Raw genomic sequence first — 15,811 nt, 5'->3', positions numbered from 1 at the left:
TCTACTCCTGGTGTCGCTGCAGGCGCATGGCGCACGGTTCGAGGGTCGGAACCGACCCAAACGCATCGCGGCGAGCATTTCGTAGCGCGCGCCGTGCGCGTGGCGCTCGCTACCTTGGCGGGACGAAACGACAATAGTCGCGGGCGAACCGGCGCCGCCCACGCAACGCGCTCAGACGGTGTCCTTGCGTTTCTGAAATACGAGGATCAGGCCGAAGACGACGACCATGATGGCCGTCATCGCGAGCCAGCGGCCTTCGGGCCTGCCGCGGAAGGCCTGCCCGTACTTGTCGTAGACGGATTCCATCATGCCTTCCACCGCGGCAACCTTGGTGCGGGCCTTCTGCCAGTCCTCCATGCGGGCCGCGTACTCCTTCATCGCGGCCTTGTAGCTGTCGGTCTTGTCATCGATCCCGTTGCGGTAGTCCGTCATCCGCTTCTCATAGCGGTCCATGCGGTCCTGATAGCTCTGCATGTCGCGCTGATAGCGCTGCTGGTCGGCCGGGGTCGGGCGCGCGGGAAGGCCGCGCGGCTTTGCCGGACGCGGCGGTTCGGCCGGGACGACCGGCGCTGCGGGCTCCCTTGGCTTGCCGCGCACCAGCACCTGGTACATCGTCTGATCGTAGTAATCGGGATCACGCACCCCAGGGAACCGGCATTCGTCGAAGATGCGCGCCCCCATGCACGCACATTGCGCCCGCTGTTCCTCGGTGAGGTCCGACGGATGTTGCTGGTTGCGCTGCACCGCCTTCCAGCACGGGTCCTTGACCAGATCACGGCCCACACCGGTGATGTTGACCATTGCTTCGAAGGCCCAGCGCGACGTCGCCCCGGCACTGATCTTCTCGCCGCCTGGAATCAGGTCCAGCGGCAACAGCGCGCCGGCGAACAGAAACTGCGGCACCAGCACGACCACGACCAGCAGGATCGCGACGTTCTGATTCGGCGCCGCAGCGCTGATGCACAGGCCAATCAGGTACCCGCTCAGGGTACCGAGAAACAGCGTCAGGAACAGGCCTGCGTAATCGGGGGGCGACAGGCCGCTGGAGGACAACACGAAGAACCATTTGCAGGCCAGCAACACGGCCGCCTGGTAGAGCGACAGGCAGACACCGACCCATACCTTCGAGAGCACATAAGACGTCACCTTCAGGTTGATCGCCCGCTCGCGCTTGTAGATGTCGACTTCCTTGACGATCTCGCGCACGCTGGCCATGGCACCGACCATCACCGCGATCAGCCCCGCCATGAACAGCACGGTGATGATCTTGGTCGGATCTCCGCGCTCGGGATCGAACAGCGTGCTGCCCCAGATGAAGTCCATCAGGCCGATGACCGGCGCCAGCAACAGCATCAGCCCGAGGCCGAAACGGTCCTGCCGCATGATGTCGAGATTGCGGGCCGACAGCACCAGAAACTGACGGAAGGTCCCGGCATACCGGTGCAGTTTGGGTCGTTCGCCCGCCGCTGCAACCGGCGAGGACTGACCGTTCAGGCGCTCGACGATGTTCTCGCGATACTGCCGGGAATCGCGATAGCGCTGACTCCAGGCTTCAGGGGTCCCACGCGCCTCGTCCGACAGGATGCCGTAGATGTGGTCGAACTCGATATCTTCCCGACGCCGCTCGCGAGCCGAACGGAACTGGTCGAAGTACGGCAAGGCCTCTTCCGGCGGACCGAAATACGCCAGATGACCACCTCGCGCGAGGAAAATGACCTTGTCGCACATCATGACGTTCTTCGTCGCGTGCGTGCTGAGCAGTATCGTCCGCCCCTGATCGGCGAGTTTCCGCAGCAGCTTCATCATCTCGTGCTCGGTGCCGGGATCGAGGCCGGAGGTCGGTTCGTCAAGGAAAAACAGCCGGGGCTTGGTCAGCAACTCCACCCCGATGCTGACCCGTTTGATCTGGCCTCCCGACAACTGGTGGATCGGCATGTCCTGGCGTTCGGTCAGATCGAGATCGTCCAGCACCTCGCGGATGCGGGCATGTCGCTCGGCCGGCGCCGTGTCGGGCGCCATGCGCAGCTGCGCGGCGTAGTCGAGCGCGCTGTAGACCGTCAATTCCTGATGGACGATGTCCCGTTGCGGGACATAGCCCATGTCGTTCCGGAACAGATCGAAGTTGGCGTAGAGATCGATCCCGTTGACGGAGACCTGCCCGTGTGTGGCAGGTCGGAAGCCGTTCACGGCATCCATCAACGTGGACTTGCCGGCACCGCTCATGCCCACCAGCGCGACGAATTCCTGCGGGCAGATGCACAGCGAAATGTCCTGCAGCAGGTTGTCCTCGACCGACACCCATTTGTTGAGGTGCCGCGCGTCAAGGCGCAGCCCCTCCTGCCAGTACTCTTCCAGCCCATCCTCATGCAGGATCAGGCGGATACCGCCAATCCGGATCTCGTCGCCCTCTCGCAGCCAGGCTTCGTCCTCGATGCGCTTGCCGCCGACGAAGACGCCGCCGGTACTCTTGAGGTCACGGATCCGGTAGCGCGAGCCGCGCCGCTCCAGCAGCGCGTGATGCAGCGACACCTGGGGATGATCCAGCACGATCTGATTGTCGGGTGCGCGTCCAACCGCAATCAGGTCCTGGCCCTTCAGATCGATTTCGATCGCCTCGCCGGGTGTCGCCCCTCCGGACACCGCGATGAAGCCGAGGCTGGCGCGGAACTGCAGCGCCACCGAGGGATCGCCCAGACCGACGGTGTCGCCGTGCTCGAACACGTGCTCGCGCACTTCCCCTCCGCTGACGAGCAGCGACGGGGCCCCCTCCCGGGCCGCAATCACATAGCGGTCCCCGCTCAAGTGCACCTCCGCGTGATGAGGCGCGACCCGCGGACAAGGGATCACGATATCGTTGTCCGGCGTACTCCCGATCGAGACCGTGTGGCTGTCGAGCGGGAACTTCAGCAGACGTCCGTCGACCTTGGCCACGAGCCCCGGCACGGGCATCGAACCCAGGCTGACCCGTTCCGAGACCGGTGGCAGATCTTCCTGGACGGGGCTGCGGAGCCTGAACGTGAACTCGTCGATCTGAAACTCGGCATCGGGATCCAGCATCACCGACGTACGCGGCGGCGTCAGATGGCCGTTGACCGTCACGCCGTACAGGCTCCCCAGATCCATCAGCCAGGCCTGACCGCCCAGAAAGCTGAGCTTGGCGTGGTGCAAGGAAACCTGGGGATCGTTGAGGATCACGTCGTTATCGGCGGCTCGTCCGATATGCGTCACGGGCTGCGTCAGGGCGTGCTCGTCCGAGCCCCCCCAGGCAAACTGCACCTCAAGTATCGCCAGCACATTCATGACTCACACTCGAGCGACCGGGGTTGCTGAGGGATTCGCAGGGAAGCATGGCCCCGAGGACGGCAAGGTTCCGGGGCTGCCGGCGGCCGGGACTGGTTCCGGAAGTCCGAAGGCGACCGCGGTATAGCGGCGAAACGGCTCGCGTCCCCTCGCTGGCTATGCAGTGATCGGTTGATGCACATGGGTCGGTCGGCAACGACTGCGCGGGCGCGATGCCGGGCGGAACGTTCGGTCGTGGGCATTCGCCGTGATTCCTTATTGTTGCCGCGATTTTACGCCATCCGCCGCGACTGCAGCCATCGGTGCCGCGGCTTGCGATGGCTGTCCAACGGTGGGGTCGAAGGGATGCCGCGCCGATCCGGCCTCGATGCCCTTTACTTGCCCGCCAGAAACCACGGCCTCAAACCCTGTTCCGACGGGGATGGCAGCACCGCCGCGGCGGGGTCCGATGCGCCTGATCGCTGCCACCGTGCACCCGGCCGGACTCACGTCGACGCAGTGTCGTGTAAGCTCCGCTCAAGCGGCGCGGTCCTCGAGGTGTCCTACACGCAGAACCCACCGTCGGTCGCCTACCCGCTCTCTCGAGAGACATGGTATGCGGAGGGCCGAGCCCGTTCAGAATCGAGCGGCGCAACCGGAGCCGACAGGGTGCTCACCGCTCGCTCCACGATGACACAAATCTTTACACCTTTTGGGGCAGAACCGAACGGCGTTCTTTTATTCAGCCACTTGGAGCATGGCACGGCACCTGCTTAGTTTCCACCCGAACCCCGTGTTCAGGCCATTCCGAGACGCTGCACGAATCGCAGCCAACCGTGAGGCAGGCCTCAAGCGGAGTTACGCCGTCCCCGCCCAACGGGTTCCACGACCCGCCGACGCAGGCGACGCGAGACACCTGAACACCCGCACACGGGCTCCTGTTCTGCCGCTCGGTGCACACAACCTGGATACACGGAGACCGCTGAAGGACATGGTGCCGTCATGACTGCCAATACGCCGCTCACCAAACGCGAAGAGCTCGACATCCAAGCCTGCTATCGGATGATCGAATCCCTGCAGGAACGTGAATCGCGACACCGCCGTCTGCTCGAGATCAGCATCGATGGCTTCTGGGAGCGTGACATCGCTTCCGGATCCACCTATCTGTCCCCGCGTTGGAAATGGCTGGCCGGTTACGGCGACACGGAGTTACCCAACACCTTTGAGGCATTCGTCAGCCTGATCGATGACGAGGATCGCGAGCGCGTTCTGAGCGCCATCGACACGCAACAAACCGATCCCGACCCCTATGTCATCGAGTTCCGGATGCGGCATCGCGACCGACGGTGTGTCTGGGTGAAAATGCGCGGCAAGACGATTTTCGGGCCCGATGGCACCCCTCAACTGGCCTACGGCAGTGCCGTCGACATCTCACGGGAGCGGCAGATGGAAAGCGCGCTGACCGAGAGCGAATGCCGTCTTAAGCTTGCGCTCGAGGGGAGTGGACAGGGGGTCTGGGACTGGAACCTGCAGACCGGCGAGATTTACTTCTCGCCGGAGTGGAAGGCCCTGCTGGGCTATCGCCCAGACCAGATCGAGAACAGCGCCACGGCCTGGGACCAACTGATCCACCCGGAAGACCGGCCGCGCGCCCAGGCTCGCCTGGACCGTTACCTCAGGCGCAAAGCGGCAGGCTATGCGGCCGACTTCCGTGTTCGGTGCCAAGATGGGAGTTACCGCTGGGTGCATGCGCGGGGCACGATCGTGCAGAGCGATAGCGCCGGCGCCCCGCTGCGCATGATCGGTACCCACGCCGACGTGCACGAGCGCAAGCAGGTCGAGGAACGCCTGCGCCTGTCGGCCGCCGTCCTGGAGCACGCCAAGGAAGCGATCGTCACGACCGACGCCGAAAACCGCATTATCGCCGTGAATCCGGCGTTCACGGCGATCACCGGCTATTCGGCCGAAGAAGTCATCGGGAAGAATCCCCGCTACCTGTCATCCGGCCGGCACAGCCGCTCCTTCTACCGCAGAATGTGGCACTCCCTGCAGCGAGTCGGCGCATGGGAAGGCGAAGTGTGGAACCGTCGCAAGAACGGTGATGTGTATCCGCAGTGGCTGTCCATCAGCCTGATCCGGGACAATAACGGGAACATCACTCACCATATTGGCGTCGCCTCGGACAATACCGAGCGCAAAGCGGTGCAGGAACGCCTGGAACATCTCGCCCACTTCGACACACTGACGCAGTTGCCGAACCGTCTGCTGGTACGGGACCGGCTCCAGCAGGCACTGCGCGCTGCCCGTCGGCAAAATACTACGCTGGCATTGCTTTTCGTCGATCTCGACCGCTTCAAGATCATCAACGATTCGCTGGGCCACCATGTCGGCGACACGCTGCTGCAATCCGTCGCCGAGCGCATTCTCGCCTGCGTACGGGATATGGACACCGTCGGACGACACGGCGGCGATGAATTCACCGTCGTCCTGCCCGAAGTAGACCGGTCGGCTGCGGCCCTGATTGCCCAACGCATCGTCGAAAGCGTCTCGACGCCGTATTTTCTGTGCAATCACGAACTGGCGATTTCATCGAGCATCGGCGTAGCCGCCTACCCGGCCGATGGCGAAGACGTCGACACGCTGCTGCAAAACGCCGACACCGCCATGTATCACGCGAAGCAGGCCGGGCGCGCGAACGTCCGCTTCTTCGAGAGCGAAATGAATGCCAGTGCGAACCGACAACTCGAAATGGCGGCGGGCCTGCGCAAGGCACTTCAAGCGAACCAATTCGAACTGCACTTTCAGCCGCAGGTGGAGATCGCCACCGGACGAGTCGTTGCCGTCGAGGCACTGATCCGTTGGCGCACGCCGCAAGGGCTGGTCAAGCCAGCCAGTTTCCTGCCGGTCGCGATGCAGAACGGCTTGCTACCGGCGATCGATGACTGGGTCCTGAACGCCGCGTGCCTGCAGATGAAGGCATGGCAGACGGCCGGTGCCTTGCTGCGGTCGAAGGTGGCCGTCAACGTGTCCGCGGCGCGCCTGTCGGACAAGAGCTTCGTCCGCCGCGTCGCCGAGATCCTCGAAACTACCGGGCTGGATCCCCGCTGGCTCGAACTGGAAATCACGGAGCGCACGACCGTGGAATCGACCGAGGCTGCCGCCGGCACCATCGTCTTGCTGCGCGATATGGGCGTCAGTGTCTCGATCGACGATTTCGGGACCGGCTATTCGTGGATGTCATATCTGAAATCGTTCCGGGTGGACAAGTTGAAGATCGACCCTTCGTTCGTCGCCGGATTGCCGGATGATGCCGACTCGGCGGCGATCGCCGAAGCGATCATCAACCTCGGCGGAAACATGGGGCAGATCGTGATCGCGAAGGGGGTCGAATCGCTCGCACAGCTCGAATATCTGAGCAGCCGAGGACTCAAAGTTGCGCAAGGTCACCTGTTCGGGCCACCGGCTCCGGCGGATCTGTGCCTGCTCAAGTTGGAACAGGGTTGGACCGATGCCTGGCAACCGGCTGACGCGCGCGGCAGCGACGGCTTCCCAGCCCGGGAACATCCGCTGTCGTAAGTGCGTAGTACCCGGCCCGAGGTGGCTGGCCACGGCTGATGGGGGACGGCAGTCTACCCGACGCGCCATGGCTCGCGCTGCACCGTGCCTTTAAAATGCAGGGTAGTGAACGACTCACCGCACTCCAACAGGAAACGGCAGCCCCATGCAACACCGCATCCGCGTCATCCAGAGATTCGGCGATGGCCTGGTCGACATCTTTCATTATCTGGCGCTGTTCGGCATCGGCGCGACCATCGTCTGGTCGGCCGTACACGACTATCTCAAGATGATGGAGGCGGGACATGCCACCCTGGAGGAGATCCTGCTGCTGTTCATCTATCTCGAACTGGGGTCGATGGTCGGCATTTATTTCAAGACGCATCGGTTGCCCGTCCAGTTTCTCATCTACGTTGCGATCACGGCGCTGTCACGGCATCTCGTGATCGACGTACAGAAGGTAGCCGATGATTTCCATCTGCTGCTGCTCCTCAGCATCACCGGCGCGATCGCGATGTTGAGTGGAGCCATCTTCCTGCTGTCCTTCACGCAGCGCCGCTACGGCTGCCCCGAGGACCGGGCCGACGCACAAACACCCGATGGCGGTTTCGGCTGAGCCGAAGCGTTCGCCACGCACGAGCGTACCCAGGACCCGCTTCGAAACCGGTTCGTGACGCAGCAGCCCGATCCACTCGGCGAGCTTGCCGGCCCAAATTGTGGGCGTCACTGTGTCGGCGGGCAGCGGGCGGTTCAGTCCACCTACTGACCGCAGACCGATGCCTGGAAAAGCGGCCATACCCAGGGTTTCAGCAAGGTGATCGCCAGCCCAGCCAGTCCCGCGGTAACGATTACCGGGATGACTGCGCTCTTGTACCGGAACAGTGCCAGCAACGCAGCCAAGCCGATGAACGCGGAAGCGATTTCGAAGCGCCCGCCGAATCCCATCGGCCAGAGCGTGTGGTAGGCGAAGAACACCGCCAGATTCAGAATCACCCCGACCACGGCGGCCGTAATCGCTGTCAGCGGCGCGGTGTACTTGAGGTTGCCATGCGTGGACTCGACCAGCGGCCCGCCAGCCAGGATGAACAGGAAACTGGGCAGGAAGGTGAAAAACGTCACCACGACCGCGGCGACGGCCCCGGCCAAAAACGCCTGTTCGGGGCCGAACAACTGCTGTGACCACCCAGCCACGAAGCCAACAAAGGTCACGACCATGATCAGCGGTCCCGGCGTCGTTTCGCCCAAAGCCAGCCCATCGATCATCTGGGTGGGCGTCAGCCAGTGATAATGGTCCACGGCACCCTGATACACGTAGGGCAGCACCGCATAAGCGCCGCCGAAGGTCAGCAAAGCGGCCTTGGTGAAGAACCAGCCCATCTGCGTCAAAGCGCCGTGCCAACCGTAGCGGACACACAGAAAGCCGATCACGCTGCCCCACAGGATGAGCCCGACGGCAACCACACGGAACAAGCGTGCCCAGGTAAAGCGGGCGTGGGGCGGAGGCGGCGTATCATCGTCGATCAGCGCCAGGCCAAAGGTCTTCTTGGCCGCACCGTGTCCGCCACCGACCGCAAACTTCTTCGGCACATACTTGCCACCAAGCGCCCCGAGCAGCGCCGCCGCCAGCACGATCAACGGGAACGGTGCATCGAGCAGAAATATCGCCAGGAAAGCCAGCGTCGCTATGCTCGACAGCACCCCGTTCTTCAGGGCGCGCGCACCGATGCGATAGGCCGCGAACAACACGATTGCGGTCACCGCGGGCTTGATCCCATACAGAATCCCCGCGACCGCCGGCAGATGGCCCAGCGCCATATAGACCCAACCCAGGCCGATCAGGATCAACAGCGACGGGAGCACGAACAAGCTGCCGGCCATCACGCCACCCCAACCGCGATGCATCAGCCACCCGATGTAGGTGGCAAGCTGTTGCGCCTCGGGCCCCGGCAACAGCATGCAGTAGTTCAGTGCATGCAGATACCGGCTCTCGGAAATCCAGCGGCGCTTCTCCACCAGATCCTGGTGCATGATGGCGATTTGCCCTGCGGGCCCGCCGAAGCTGATGAAGCCAAGTTTGAGCCAGTACCAGAACGCCTGGGTGCGTGACACGGGCTGCGGACGATCCTGTGACGGGCCGGTTTCTTTCATGTATCGGGTCCTGTGAACTCCAGATAGAACGAATCGAACATCTTCTGCGCTTCGGCCAGCAACTCGTCATCATCCGCCCAGCGTAGCTGCATGCCGCGGATCAGTGCCGCCAGTCCCGGCGCCTCTGGAACCGGAAGGCCGCCGGTGTCCAGGTAACGCACCAGGGCACCCAAGCGAATCAGAGCAGGATCGCCGTCGAGGCTGAAACTGGCCAACAGGACTTCGAAGGTCACCCGCACACCGACATGTGTGAAGCGCGCCCCGTCGAAATCGAAACCCAGCACATCTGGCGGGCACTCCCCGGGCGCAGTCAGCCAGAGGAACCGGGCATGCGGATCGATGAAACAGCGGATCAGCCAGGCGCTCGCCAGCCGGTCGATCCATGGCCGGCGGCGCGTCGCCCAGACGCGAGACTGAAAGTCCGCGCGGTCGAGGCGTTCGATACTCCCTGGCACGCAGCGCGGCTCATCGGGCGACAATCGCTCGGACACAGCCTGCTCCAGTGCGGCCACCGCGTTCGCGGCCTGTTCACGCGCTTCGCCCGGAAAAAAGTCGACCGCAACGATTTCTGCCAGTGTGCGGCGCAGGCGCTCGACGCGCCGCTGCAACCCGACGGGCAATTCGGATGCGAGCATTCGAGCGAGTTCCTCGACCGCCACAAGCACCTGCGCGTAGTCGTCCGAGCGATCGAACAGGGTTGTGAACGCCTCTACCTGCGCTTGATCACCCGTCGAGCAAGCGAGGACATAAGCGGTGCCCCCTTCACTCCGGATCTCGTCGGCCTGCGCTTCCAGGCAGTTCCGGAACACCTCTGATGCAGGAAGCAGATAAACGCCATCGCGCAAAACCCCGCATCCCGCGGCCTTCAGGGCCCGCCAGATCCGCATTCGGGCACTGGCCTGTGGCGTAGGGAGGCTCATAATGAGCAGCAACCAGTGGTGATCCATTTGAGTAAAGACCTCTACAACTACGTAGAGGTTATCACAAATTTCTAACTTGACGGATGCGCACCACCACGCGGACGGAGACAGCAACCGTGAACCTAACGAGGTTGAAACGAGGGGGCAGCGCGGAATTCGCGGGGATGGATGTCTTCCGCTGCCACCGGAGCGACAGCAGGAGGCTTCATGTACTATCATGCGCGTTCGCTTCGCGCCAAGCCACTGACCCCCATGCGCCGTTCTGCCCTGATTTTGCTAGCCTTGATGCCATTCGCTTCGGTTCAGGCCATTGAGCCACCGCCGGAGGATACGGCGCCGCTACCGCTGCCGGGACCGGAGCAACCCGAGATCCCCCCTCCCGTCGAAAGCGGCCGGAACATGGATCCGGATATCACGATCACACGCCGCGGCACGGACACGGTCGAGGAGTACCGGATCAATGGGAAGCTCTACATGGTCAAGATCAAGCCGAGCATCGGCCCGCCTTACTACATGATCGACAGCGACGGCGACGGAAACCTCGACGTGCGCAAAAGCGATGTCACACGGGAAATGAGCGTTCCAAGCTGGGTTCTTTTCAGCTGGTAAGCGTCACGCGCGCCGGCCACTCCCGCGCCCGGCCCCCATCGGCACGGCAACTTCTTCGCAAACCATTGTCTTCGTGATCAAATCCATCCAAAAACAACTCGCCCGCCTCGCGCGGACGGGGGCCCTACCCTTGCTCCGCACAGGGCTCAAGGGCCTGGAGAAGGAGAGTCTCCGCATCAGCCCCTCGGGCCTGATCGCGCAGACACCACACCCCGCGGCCCTCGGGTCTGCGCTGACTCATCCGCACATCACGACCGATTACTCCGAGGCACTGATCGAACTGGTCACACCTCCGTTCAGCAGCGTGGCAGAAACCCTGGCCTTCCTGGACGACCTGCACCGATTTACGTATCAGCACCTCGACGACGAGTTGCTCTGGGCCGCCTCCATGCCCTGCCGCATAGACGGGGACGACAGCATCCCGATCGCCCGTTACGGCTCGTCGAATATCGGGCAGATGAAGCACGTCTATCGGCGTGGCCTGGCCTACCGCTACGGGCGCGCGATGCAGACGATCGCGGGCGTCCACTTCAACTACTCGGTTGACGAGGCCTTCTGGCCGCTGTACCGGGAGATTGAGGACGATAGCGGCGCCCTGCGCGATTTCATCGCGGACCGTTACTTCGGCGCCATCCGGAACGTCCATCGGCATGGCTGGATCCTCCTCTACCTTTTCGGCTCGTCCCCAACGCTGTGCAAATCGTTTTTCTCCGGCCGCGGCACGAAAAGCGATCACTTCGCCGAACTCGAGCCGAAGACAGCCTACCGACGCTACGCGACCTCGCTGCGGATGAGCGACATCGGCTACAAAAATGACAGTCAGTCGTCGGTCTCACCCTGCCTAGACAACCTGGAAAACTATGTCGCCAGCCTGTCGAGGGCCATCGAGACACCCTATCCGCCCTACGAAGCCATCGGCGTGAAGGTGGACGGCGAGTATCGCCAGCTCAATGCCAACCTGCTGCAGATCGAAAACGAGTACTACAGCCCGATCCGCCCGAAACAGATCACCCGCTCCGGCGAAAAGCCGACTCTGGCATTGAAAAAGCGCGGGGTAAACTACCTGGAATTGCGGTCGGTCGACCTGAACTGCTTTGAGCCGAATGGCGTCAGCTTGCAACAGCTCCACTTCCTGGAGAATTTCCTGCTGTTCTGCCTGATTGCCGAGAGCCCCCCGCTGTGTGCGGACGAAAAGCTGGAGACCGGCCAAAATGCGCTATCCACGGCTTGCTGTGGCCGTACCCCGGGTTTCGCGTTGTCCCAGCGGGGTACTCAGCGCTCGCTGCAAGAGTGGGCCAGTGAAATCCTCGACGGCATGTCACTCGTGGCCGAGATTCTCGACCAGGGGCACCGGGAGTCGCGGTACGCGCCGGTCATCGAGCAGCAGCGCGAAAAGGTGGCGGATCCTGACGCCACACCTTCGGCTCGCCTTCTGGATCAACTGGAGCAGTCAGGACTGTCCTTCGCCGACTACGCGCTGCAGTTGTCCAGAGAACATGCCGAGTATTTTCTTAAGCGTCCGCTGGAAGGCCGCAAGCTCGAGCGGCTCGAGGATCTGGCCGCGAGTTCCATCGAGGAACAAGCCCGGATCGAGGCGGACGACGACGTGAGTTTCGACGAATTCCTGCGACGCTATTTTGCACAGTCCTGAGCCGGTCGATGACCGCGCGACGGGAGACAGCGCCCGTTGCGCGCCGCTCAGTGGAAAGGCAGCGGGATCTCCGCAAAGAGGGCTTCGACGTCGCGGCGGTCGCGCAGATGCATGGCCTCGTCGACCAGTTCCCGTGTCAGATGGGGAGCAAACAACTGGATGAAGTCGTACATGAAGCCCCGCAGGAACATGTCGCGGCGAAGCCCGATCTTGGTGATGCTCCGTCCGAACAAATGGCTGGCATCCAGCGCGACCAGATCCGCATCAAGCTCGGGATCATAGGCCATCCGCGCGACGATCCCGACCCCGAGCCCCAGACGCACATAGGTCTTGATGACATCGGCATCAACGGCTGTCAGCGCCACCTGCGGCTTCAGCCCTTCGCGCTCGAACGCCTGATCGAGCTGAGACCGGCCGGTAAAGCCGAAGACATAGGTCACGATCGGGAACCGGGCCAGATCGCTCAGCGTCAGATCGGACTCCTCGGCCAGTTCGTGTCCCCGTGGCACCAGCACCGCCCGATTCCACTGGTAACAGGGCAACATCACCAGGTTATCGAATAATTCCATGGCCTCGGTCGCTATGGCCATATCCACGACGCCCCGCGAGGCCATGTCGGCAATCTGTACGGGAGTGCCCTGCTGTATATGCAGCTTGATTGCGGGGTAGCGATCCATGAATTCTCGAACGACCGGCGGCAAGGCGTAGCGCGCCTGGGTATGGGTCGTCGCCAGGGAAAGCGCACCGACCATGTTATCGAGATACTCCTGGGCGATCGACCGGATATCCTGGGCCTTGCCGAGTATTTCGCCCGCCACCTGGATGATACGCTGACCGGCTTCGGTTACCTCGGTCAGGTGTTTGCCGCTGCGCGCAAAGATAATGACGCCGAGTTCCTGCTCAAGCAGCTTGATTTGTTTACTGATGCCGGGCTGAGAGGTATAAAGGCTTTCGGCTGTCGCCGATACGTTCAGTTTATGCCGGGCGACTTCCCAGATGTAACGCAGCTGCTGAAGCTTCACTGGCAGCCGCCGCGCCAGACTCCCGGTGCCCCGGTGGCGCCCCGGAACGGGCGACCGGAGCGCGTGAAATCCGATCGGATGGGACAAAGCTCGAACCACGGCTGCGATGGGCCTGGCTCGACCCCGCCGCGCCCGGTTTTCGCCGAAGCTCGGCGGTCAGGCGACATCGACCGAGCGGCGGGGGCTACAACGCGTCGCCGTCCGACCGCAGTCACCGTTCGAGATACTGGAGTTTCTCCGGCTTGCCGTTCCATTCCTCGGCATCGGGCGCTGCTTCCTTGACTTCGGTGATCGTGGGCCAAATCTTCGCGAGTTCCGCGTTCAACTGGATGAACTGCTCCTGACCCGGCGGCACCTCATCCTCGGAGTGAATCGCATTGGCGGGACATTCCGGTTCGCAGAGCGTGCAGTCGATGCATTCATCCGGATCGATCACGAGAAAATTGGGACCCTCGTGGAAGCAATCGACCGGGCAAACGTCCACACAATCGGTGAACTTGCACTTGATGCAATTTTCAGTCACTACGAAAGTCATCGTAATTCAGCTCTTTTCTTGTTAACGAGGTTATCGAGGTCTGATGCAACGGATCGGGCCTCTCGCCGGCTACGTCGTTCACCTCATTCCGAAGCGCCCCGAGCCGGACTCTCGTCGCGAACTCTCCGTCACAGACCGGCATTATACCGCCTCCGCCGGCAAGCTCGAAATCTGCATTTGCATTCGTTCGTCCCGTCACGGTGGGATTCCCGGACTATCCCCCGATAGCAACTGGCCGCCATCGCGCCCTTCAGCACGACCGTCTTGGCACGACGCGAGAACGGGTGCCCGTGTGAATCACCCCCTTGTTGGCCATGAATGGGCCAAATTCCGTGCCAGTTGGCTTGAGGCTTGCGGCGCACTGGGTACGCGCAGCAGTCGCACCATATTGGTTCAATCGACGAAACCCAGCCTGCGGGACCGCCTCCGACGACATGCGGTCTCCTATATTCAGATCACCGATATCGCAGTGAGCTACTTCAGCCAGCCACGATGTCAAAGACTGGCATGTTTCCCGCTTAAAGAAAACTGTAAAGATCATTAGGGACGTGACAGACGTAATCAGAAACAATCCATCAATGCGTGATAGCGCGTGACATTGCTGTAGCCGGCACCCGATACGCGCCCGGAACCATGAGGACCTGACGATGAGACAAGTACCGCGCGACTGGCTCGATAGCCTGACCCACTTCGCCTTGCTTCGCGGCTATGGCTGGGTGCCACGCCGTAAGTCCGGCGAACAGGCGAGGGAGTGGCAAGATCCCCAGAGCGGCCTTTGGTACAGTCAGAGAAAGGCGCTCGAGATACTCAAGGACCAGGCGCTCGCGCTCTATGACCGCGAAGGGCAACCGCGACGTCCCTACAGCCTGCGCTGCTGACTTAACCGCGCATTCCGCTCACCTCCTCTTTCGAGCTGAATCCGTTTCAGCTCTTTTTTTTGCCAGCCGCGGCCAAAATTCGGGCTCCGATGGCACACGTCCGGCTAAGGCCGACGCCGCCACTGACCAATCGCATCGAGCGCAGCCGCAAAAGTCGCGAACGCCTGACCCCACCGACGATAAGGACGAGGCGTCCTATCGCGGGCGGCCCTGCCCTGCCCTGCCGCTTCCAGCCGGTCCGCGACGCACTGCGCAAAAAGCTCCGGTCGACCCACCGGCACACAGACGCCGGCGCGTGAACGGTCGATAATCCGCGCGGCATCGCCGACTTCGGTCGCGATCACCTCCAGACCAGCCGCCGCCGCTTCGGCGACGGCCATGCCATAGGACTCGAAATGACTGGCCGAGAGATACAAGTCGGCCTGACCCATCAGCGTAGCCAGCGGTGCGGGCTCGAGCGCCCCGTGCCAGACAATCCGCCCGCTTTCGATCAGATCCCGACTCTCCGCCAGAAAGCGTGCTGCGAAATCGCGATCGACACCGCCGCTTCCCACAATGTGCCAGCGCCAGGAGAAATGCATCAGGCGTCGAAGCATCGTGACAAGCTCCTGGTAGCCCTTCGCTGGCAGGAGGTTCGCGACGGTCAGCAACTCGACACCGCTTCGCGGAGCAGCCCGACGGCTTCGGACTCGCCCTACCCACGCATAGTTCGCGTCGATACCGGGCTCGCAGACCCAGACCCGACTGTTCGGATAACGCCGCAGCAACTCTCCTGCGAGGGACTGTCCGGTGGCCAGAAACAGGCCGCTCGAAGCGGCAATCGCGTCTTCAAGCCGCCGCGCGAGTGCGGCGGCATCGGCCGACAACCCCGGATTCAATGAGGGGAGCGAGTGCATCAGCCACGCATCGACGCACCGGCTTGGCTGCAGCATGAAGGGATAATCCGCCATCAACAGACTGTCCCACAGACGGATCCCGTCGACCTCTGCCACTGCCAGCGCCTCCCGGGCCCAGATGAGAGACCCCGGCGCCGATATGCCGGATGACCGCAACGGGAAACCCAGACGCTGGGCGCGCGCAATCATGCGCTGGTTGTAACGGTTGCCGCCCGACACAACGCCATCGAGCGGAGGGTGGAGGAACAGCACCGAGTCCATGGCCCGCATTGTACGCAAGCGCCCTTTGCCCAGGCCGACCCGGGTTACAATAAGGCG

At 62.7% G+C, this 15,811-nt stretch carries 11 protein-coding genes; 5 read left to right on the top strand and 6 right to left on the bottom strand.

The features are described 5' to 3' along the window. Window positions 1-171: 171 nt before the first annotated feature. Window positions 172-3,300 carry an FHA domain-containing protein gene (locus BWR02_RS13025; RefSeq protein WP_139558213.1) on the bottom strand — a complete coding sequence of 1,043 codons (3,129 nt, stop codon included), beginning with the start codon at window positions 3,298-3,300 and terminating at the stop codon, window positions 172-174. 981 nt (window positions 3,301-4,281) lie between these two features. On the opposite strand from BWR02_RS13025, the gene BWR02_RS13020 reads away from it, so the two are divergent. Both BWR02_RS13020 and BWR02_RS13015 read left to right on the top strand, forming a co-directional pair. Then, the gene (locus tag BWR02_RS13020) at window positions 4,282-6,855 is read left to right on the top strand and encodes a sensor domain-containing protein (protein WP_139558211.1); all 2,574 of its coding nucleotides are present in this window, start codon (window positions 4,282-4,284) and stop codon (window positions 6,853-6,855) included. A gap of 145 nt (window positions 6,856-7,000) precedes the next feature. Then, a complete protein-coding gene (locus BWR02_RS13015; RefSeq protein ID WP_129884465.1) occupies window positions 7,001-7,450 on the top strand; it encodes a phosphate-starvation-inducible protein PsiE in 450 nt (149 codons plus the stop codon). A gap of 143 nt (window positions 7,451-7,593) precedes the next feature. On the opposite strand, the gene chrA is transcribed toward BWR02_RS13015, so the two are convergent. Both chrA and BWR02_RS13005 read right to left on the bottom strand, forming a co-directional pair. Continuing rightward, a complete protein-coding gene (chrA, locus tag BWR02_RS13010; RefSeq protein ID WP_139558209.1) occupies window positions 7,594-8,982 on the bottom strand; it encodes a chromate efflux transporter in 1,389 nt (462 codons plus the stop codon). Beyond that, a complete protein-coding gene (locus BWR02_RS13005) occupies window positions 8,979-9,902 on the bottom strand; it encodes a chromate resistance protein ChrB domain-containing protein (RefSeq protein ID WP_236102226.1) in 924 nt (307 codons plus the stop codon). The genes chrA and BWR02_RS13005 overlap by 4 nt, the downstream gene beginning before the upstream one ends. 252 nt (window positions 9,903-10,154) lie before the next feature. On the opposite strand from BWR02_RS13005, the gene BWR02_RS13000 reads away from it, so the two are divergent. Both BWR02_RS13000 and gshA read left to right on the top strand, forming a co-directional pair. Next, window positions 10,155-10,511 carry a DUF2782 domain-containing protein gene (locus BWR02_RS13000; protein ID WP_129884490.1) on the top strand — a complete coding sequence of 119 codons (357 nt, stop codon included), beginning with the start codon at window positions 10,155-10,157 and terminating at the stop codon, window positions 10,509-10,511. Between the two features lie 73 nt (window positions 10,512-10,584). Next, the gene (gene gshA, locus BWR02_RS12995; protein ID WP_139558205.1) at window positions 10,585-12,162 is read left to right on the top strand and encodes a glutamate--cysteine ligase; all 1,578 of its coding nucleotides are present in this window, start codon (window positions 10,585-10,587) and stop codon (window positions 12,160-12,162) included. 47 nt (window positions 12,163-12,209) lie between these two features. On the opposite strand, the gene cysB is transcribed toward gshA, so the two are convergent. After that, window positions 12,210-13,184: an HTH-type transcriptional regulator CysB gene (gene cysB / locus BWR02_RS12990; protein ID WP_139558203.1), complete on the bottom strand. Its 975-nt coding sequence runs from the start codon at window positions 13,182-13,184 to the stop codon at window positions 12,210-12,212. A gap of 211 nt (window positions 13,185-13,395) precedes the next feature. Beyond that, a complete protein-coding gene (gene fdxA / locus BWR02_RS12985) occupies window positions 13,396-13,719 on the bottom strand; it encodes a ferredoxin FdxA (protein ID WP_139558202.1) in 324 nt (107 codons plus the stop codon). A gap of 647 nt (window positions 13,720-14,366) precedes the next feature. Here fdxA and BWR02_RS12980 point away from each other — a divergent pair. Continuing rightward, a complete protein-coding gene (locus BWR02_RS12980) occupies window positions 14,367-14,597 on the top strand; it encodes a hypothetical protein (protein ID WP_139558200.1) in 231 nt (76 codons plus the stop codon). A 104-nt stretch (window positions 14,598-14,701) separates the two neighbouring features. On the opposite strand, the gene BWR02_RS12975 is transcribed toward BWR02_RS12980, so the two are convergent. Continuing rightward, the gene (locus BWR02_RS12975; protein ID WP_236102233.1) at window positions 14,702-15,763 is read right to left on the bottom strand and encodes a glycosyltransferase family 4 protein; all 1,062 of its coding nucleotides are present in this window, start codon (window positions 15,761-15,763) and stop codon (window positions 14,702-14,704) included. Window positions 15,764-15,811 lie beyond the last annotated feature (48 nt).

Source organism: Methylotetracoccus oryzae, assembly GCF_006175985.1.
GTDB lineage: Bacteria > Pseudomonadota > Gammaproteobacteria > Methylococcales > Methylococcaceae > Methylotetracoccus > Methylotetracoccus oryzae.
Note: the sequence above shows the minus strand (reverse complement) of the source record. Positions and strands in the feature narration are given on the sequence as shown.

Bases quoted from the DNA above. Each gene is read 5' to 3' on its own strand.
- BWR02_RS13015 (WP_129884465.1), top strand. From the start codon at position 7,001: ATGCAACACCGCATCCGCGTCATCCAGAGATTCGGCGATGGCCTGGTC.
- BWR02_RS12980 (WP_139558200.1), top strand. From the start codon at position 14,367: ATGAGACAAGTACCGCGCGACTGGCTCGATAGCCTGACCCACTTCGCC.
- BWR02_RS13020 (WP_139558211.1), top strand. From the start codon at position 4,282: ATGACTGCCAATACGCCGCTCACCAAACGCGAAGAGCTCGACATCCAA.
- BWR02_RS13000 (WP_129884490.1), top strand. From the start codon at position 10,155: ATGCGCCGTTCTGCCCTGATTTTGCTAGCCTTGATGCCATTCGCTTCG.
- BWR02_RS12975 (WP_236102233.1), bottom strand. From the start codon at position 15,763: ATGCGGGCCATGGACTCGGTGCTGTTCCTCCACCCTCCGCTCGATGGC.
- fdxA (WP_139558202.1), bottom strand. From the start codon at position 13,719: ATGACTTTCGTAGTGACTGAAAATTGCATCAAGTGCAAGTTCACCGAT.
- chrA (WP_139558209.1), bottom strand. From the start codon at position 8,982: ATGAAAGAAACCGGCCCGTCACAGGATCGTCCGCAGCCCGTGTCACGC.
- BWR02_RS13005 (WP_236102226.1), bottom strand. From the start codon at position 9,902: ATGAGCCTCCCTACGCCACAGGCCAGTGCCCGAATGCGGATCTGGCGG.
- BWR02_RS13025 (WP_139558213.1), bottom strand. From the start codon at position 3,300: ATGAATGTGCTGGCGATACTTGAGGTGCAGTTTGCCTGGGGGGGCTCG.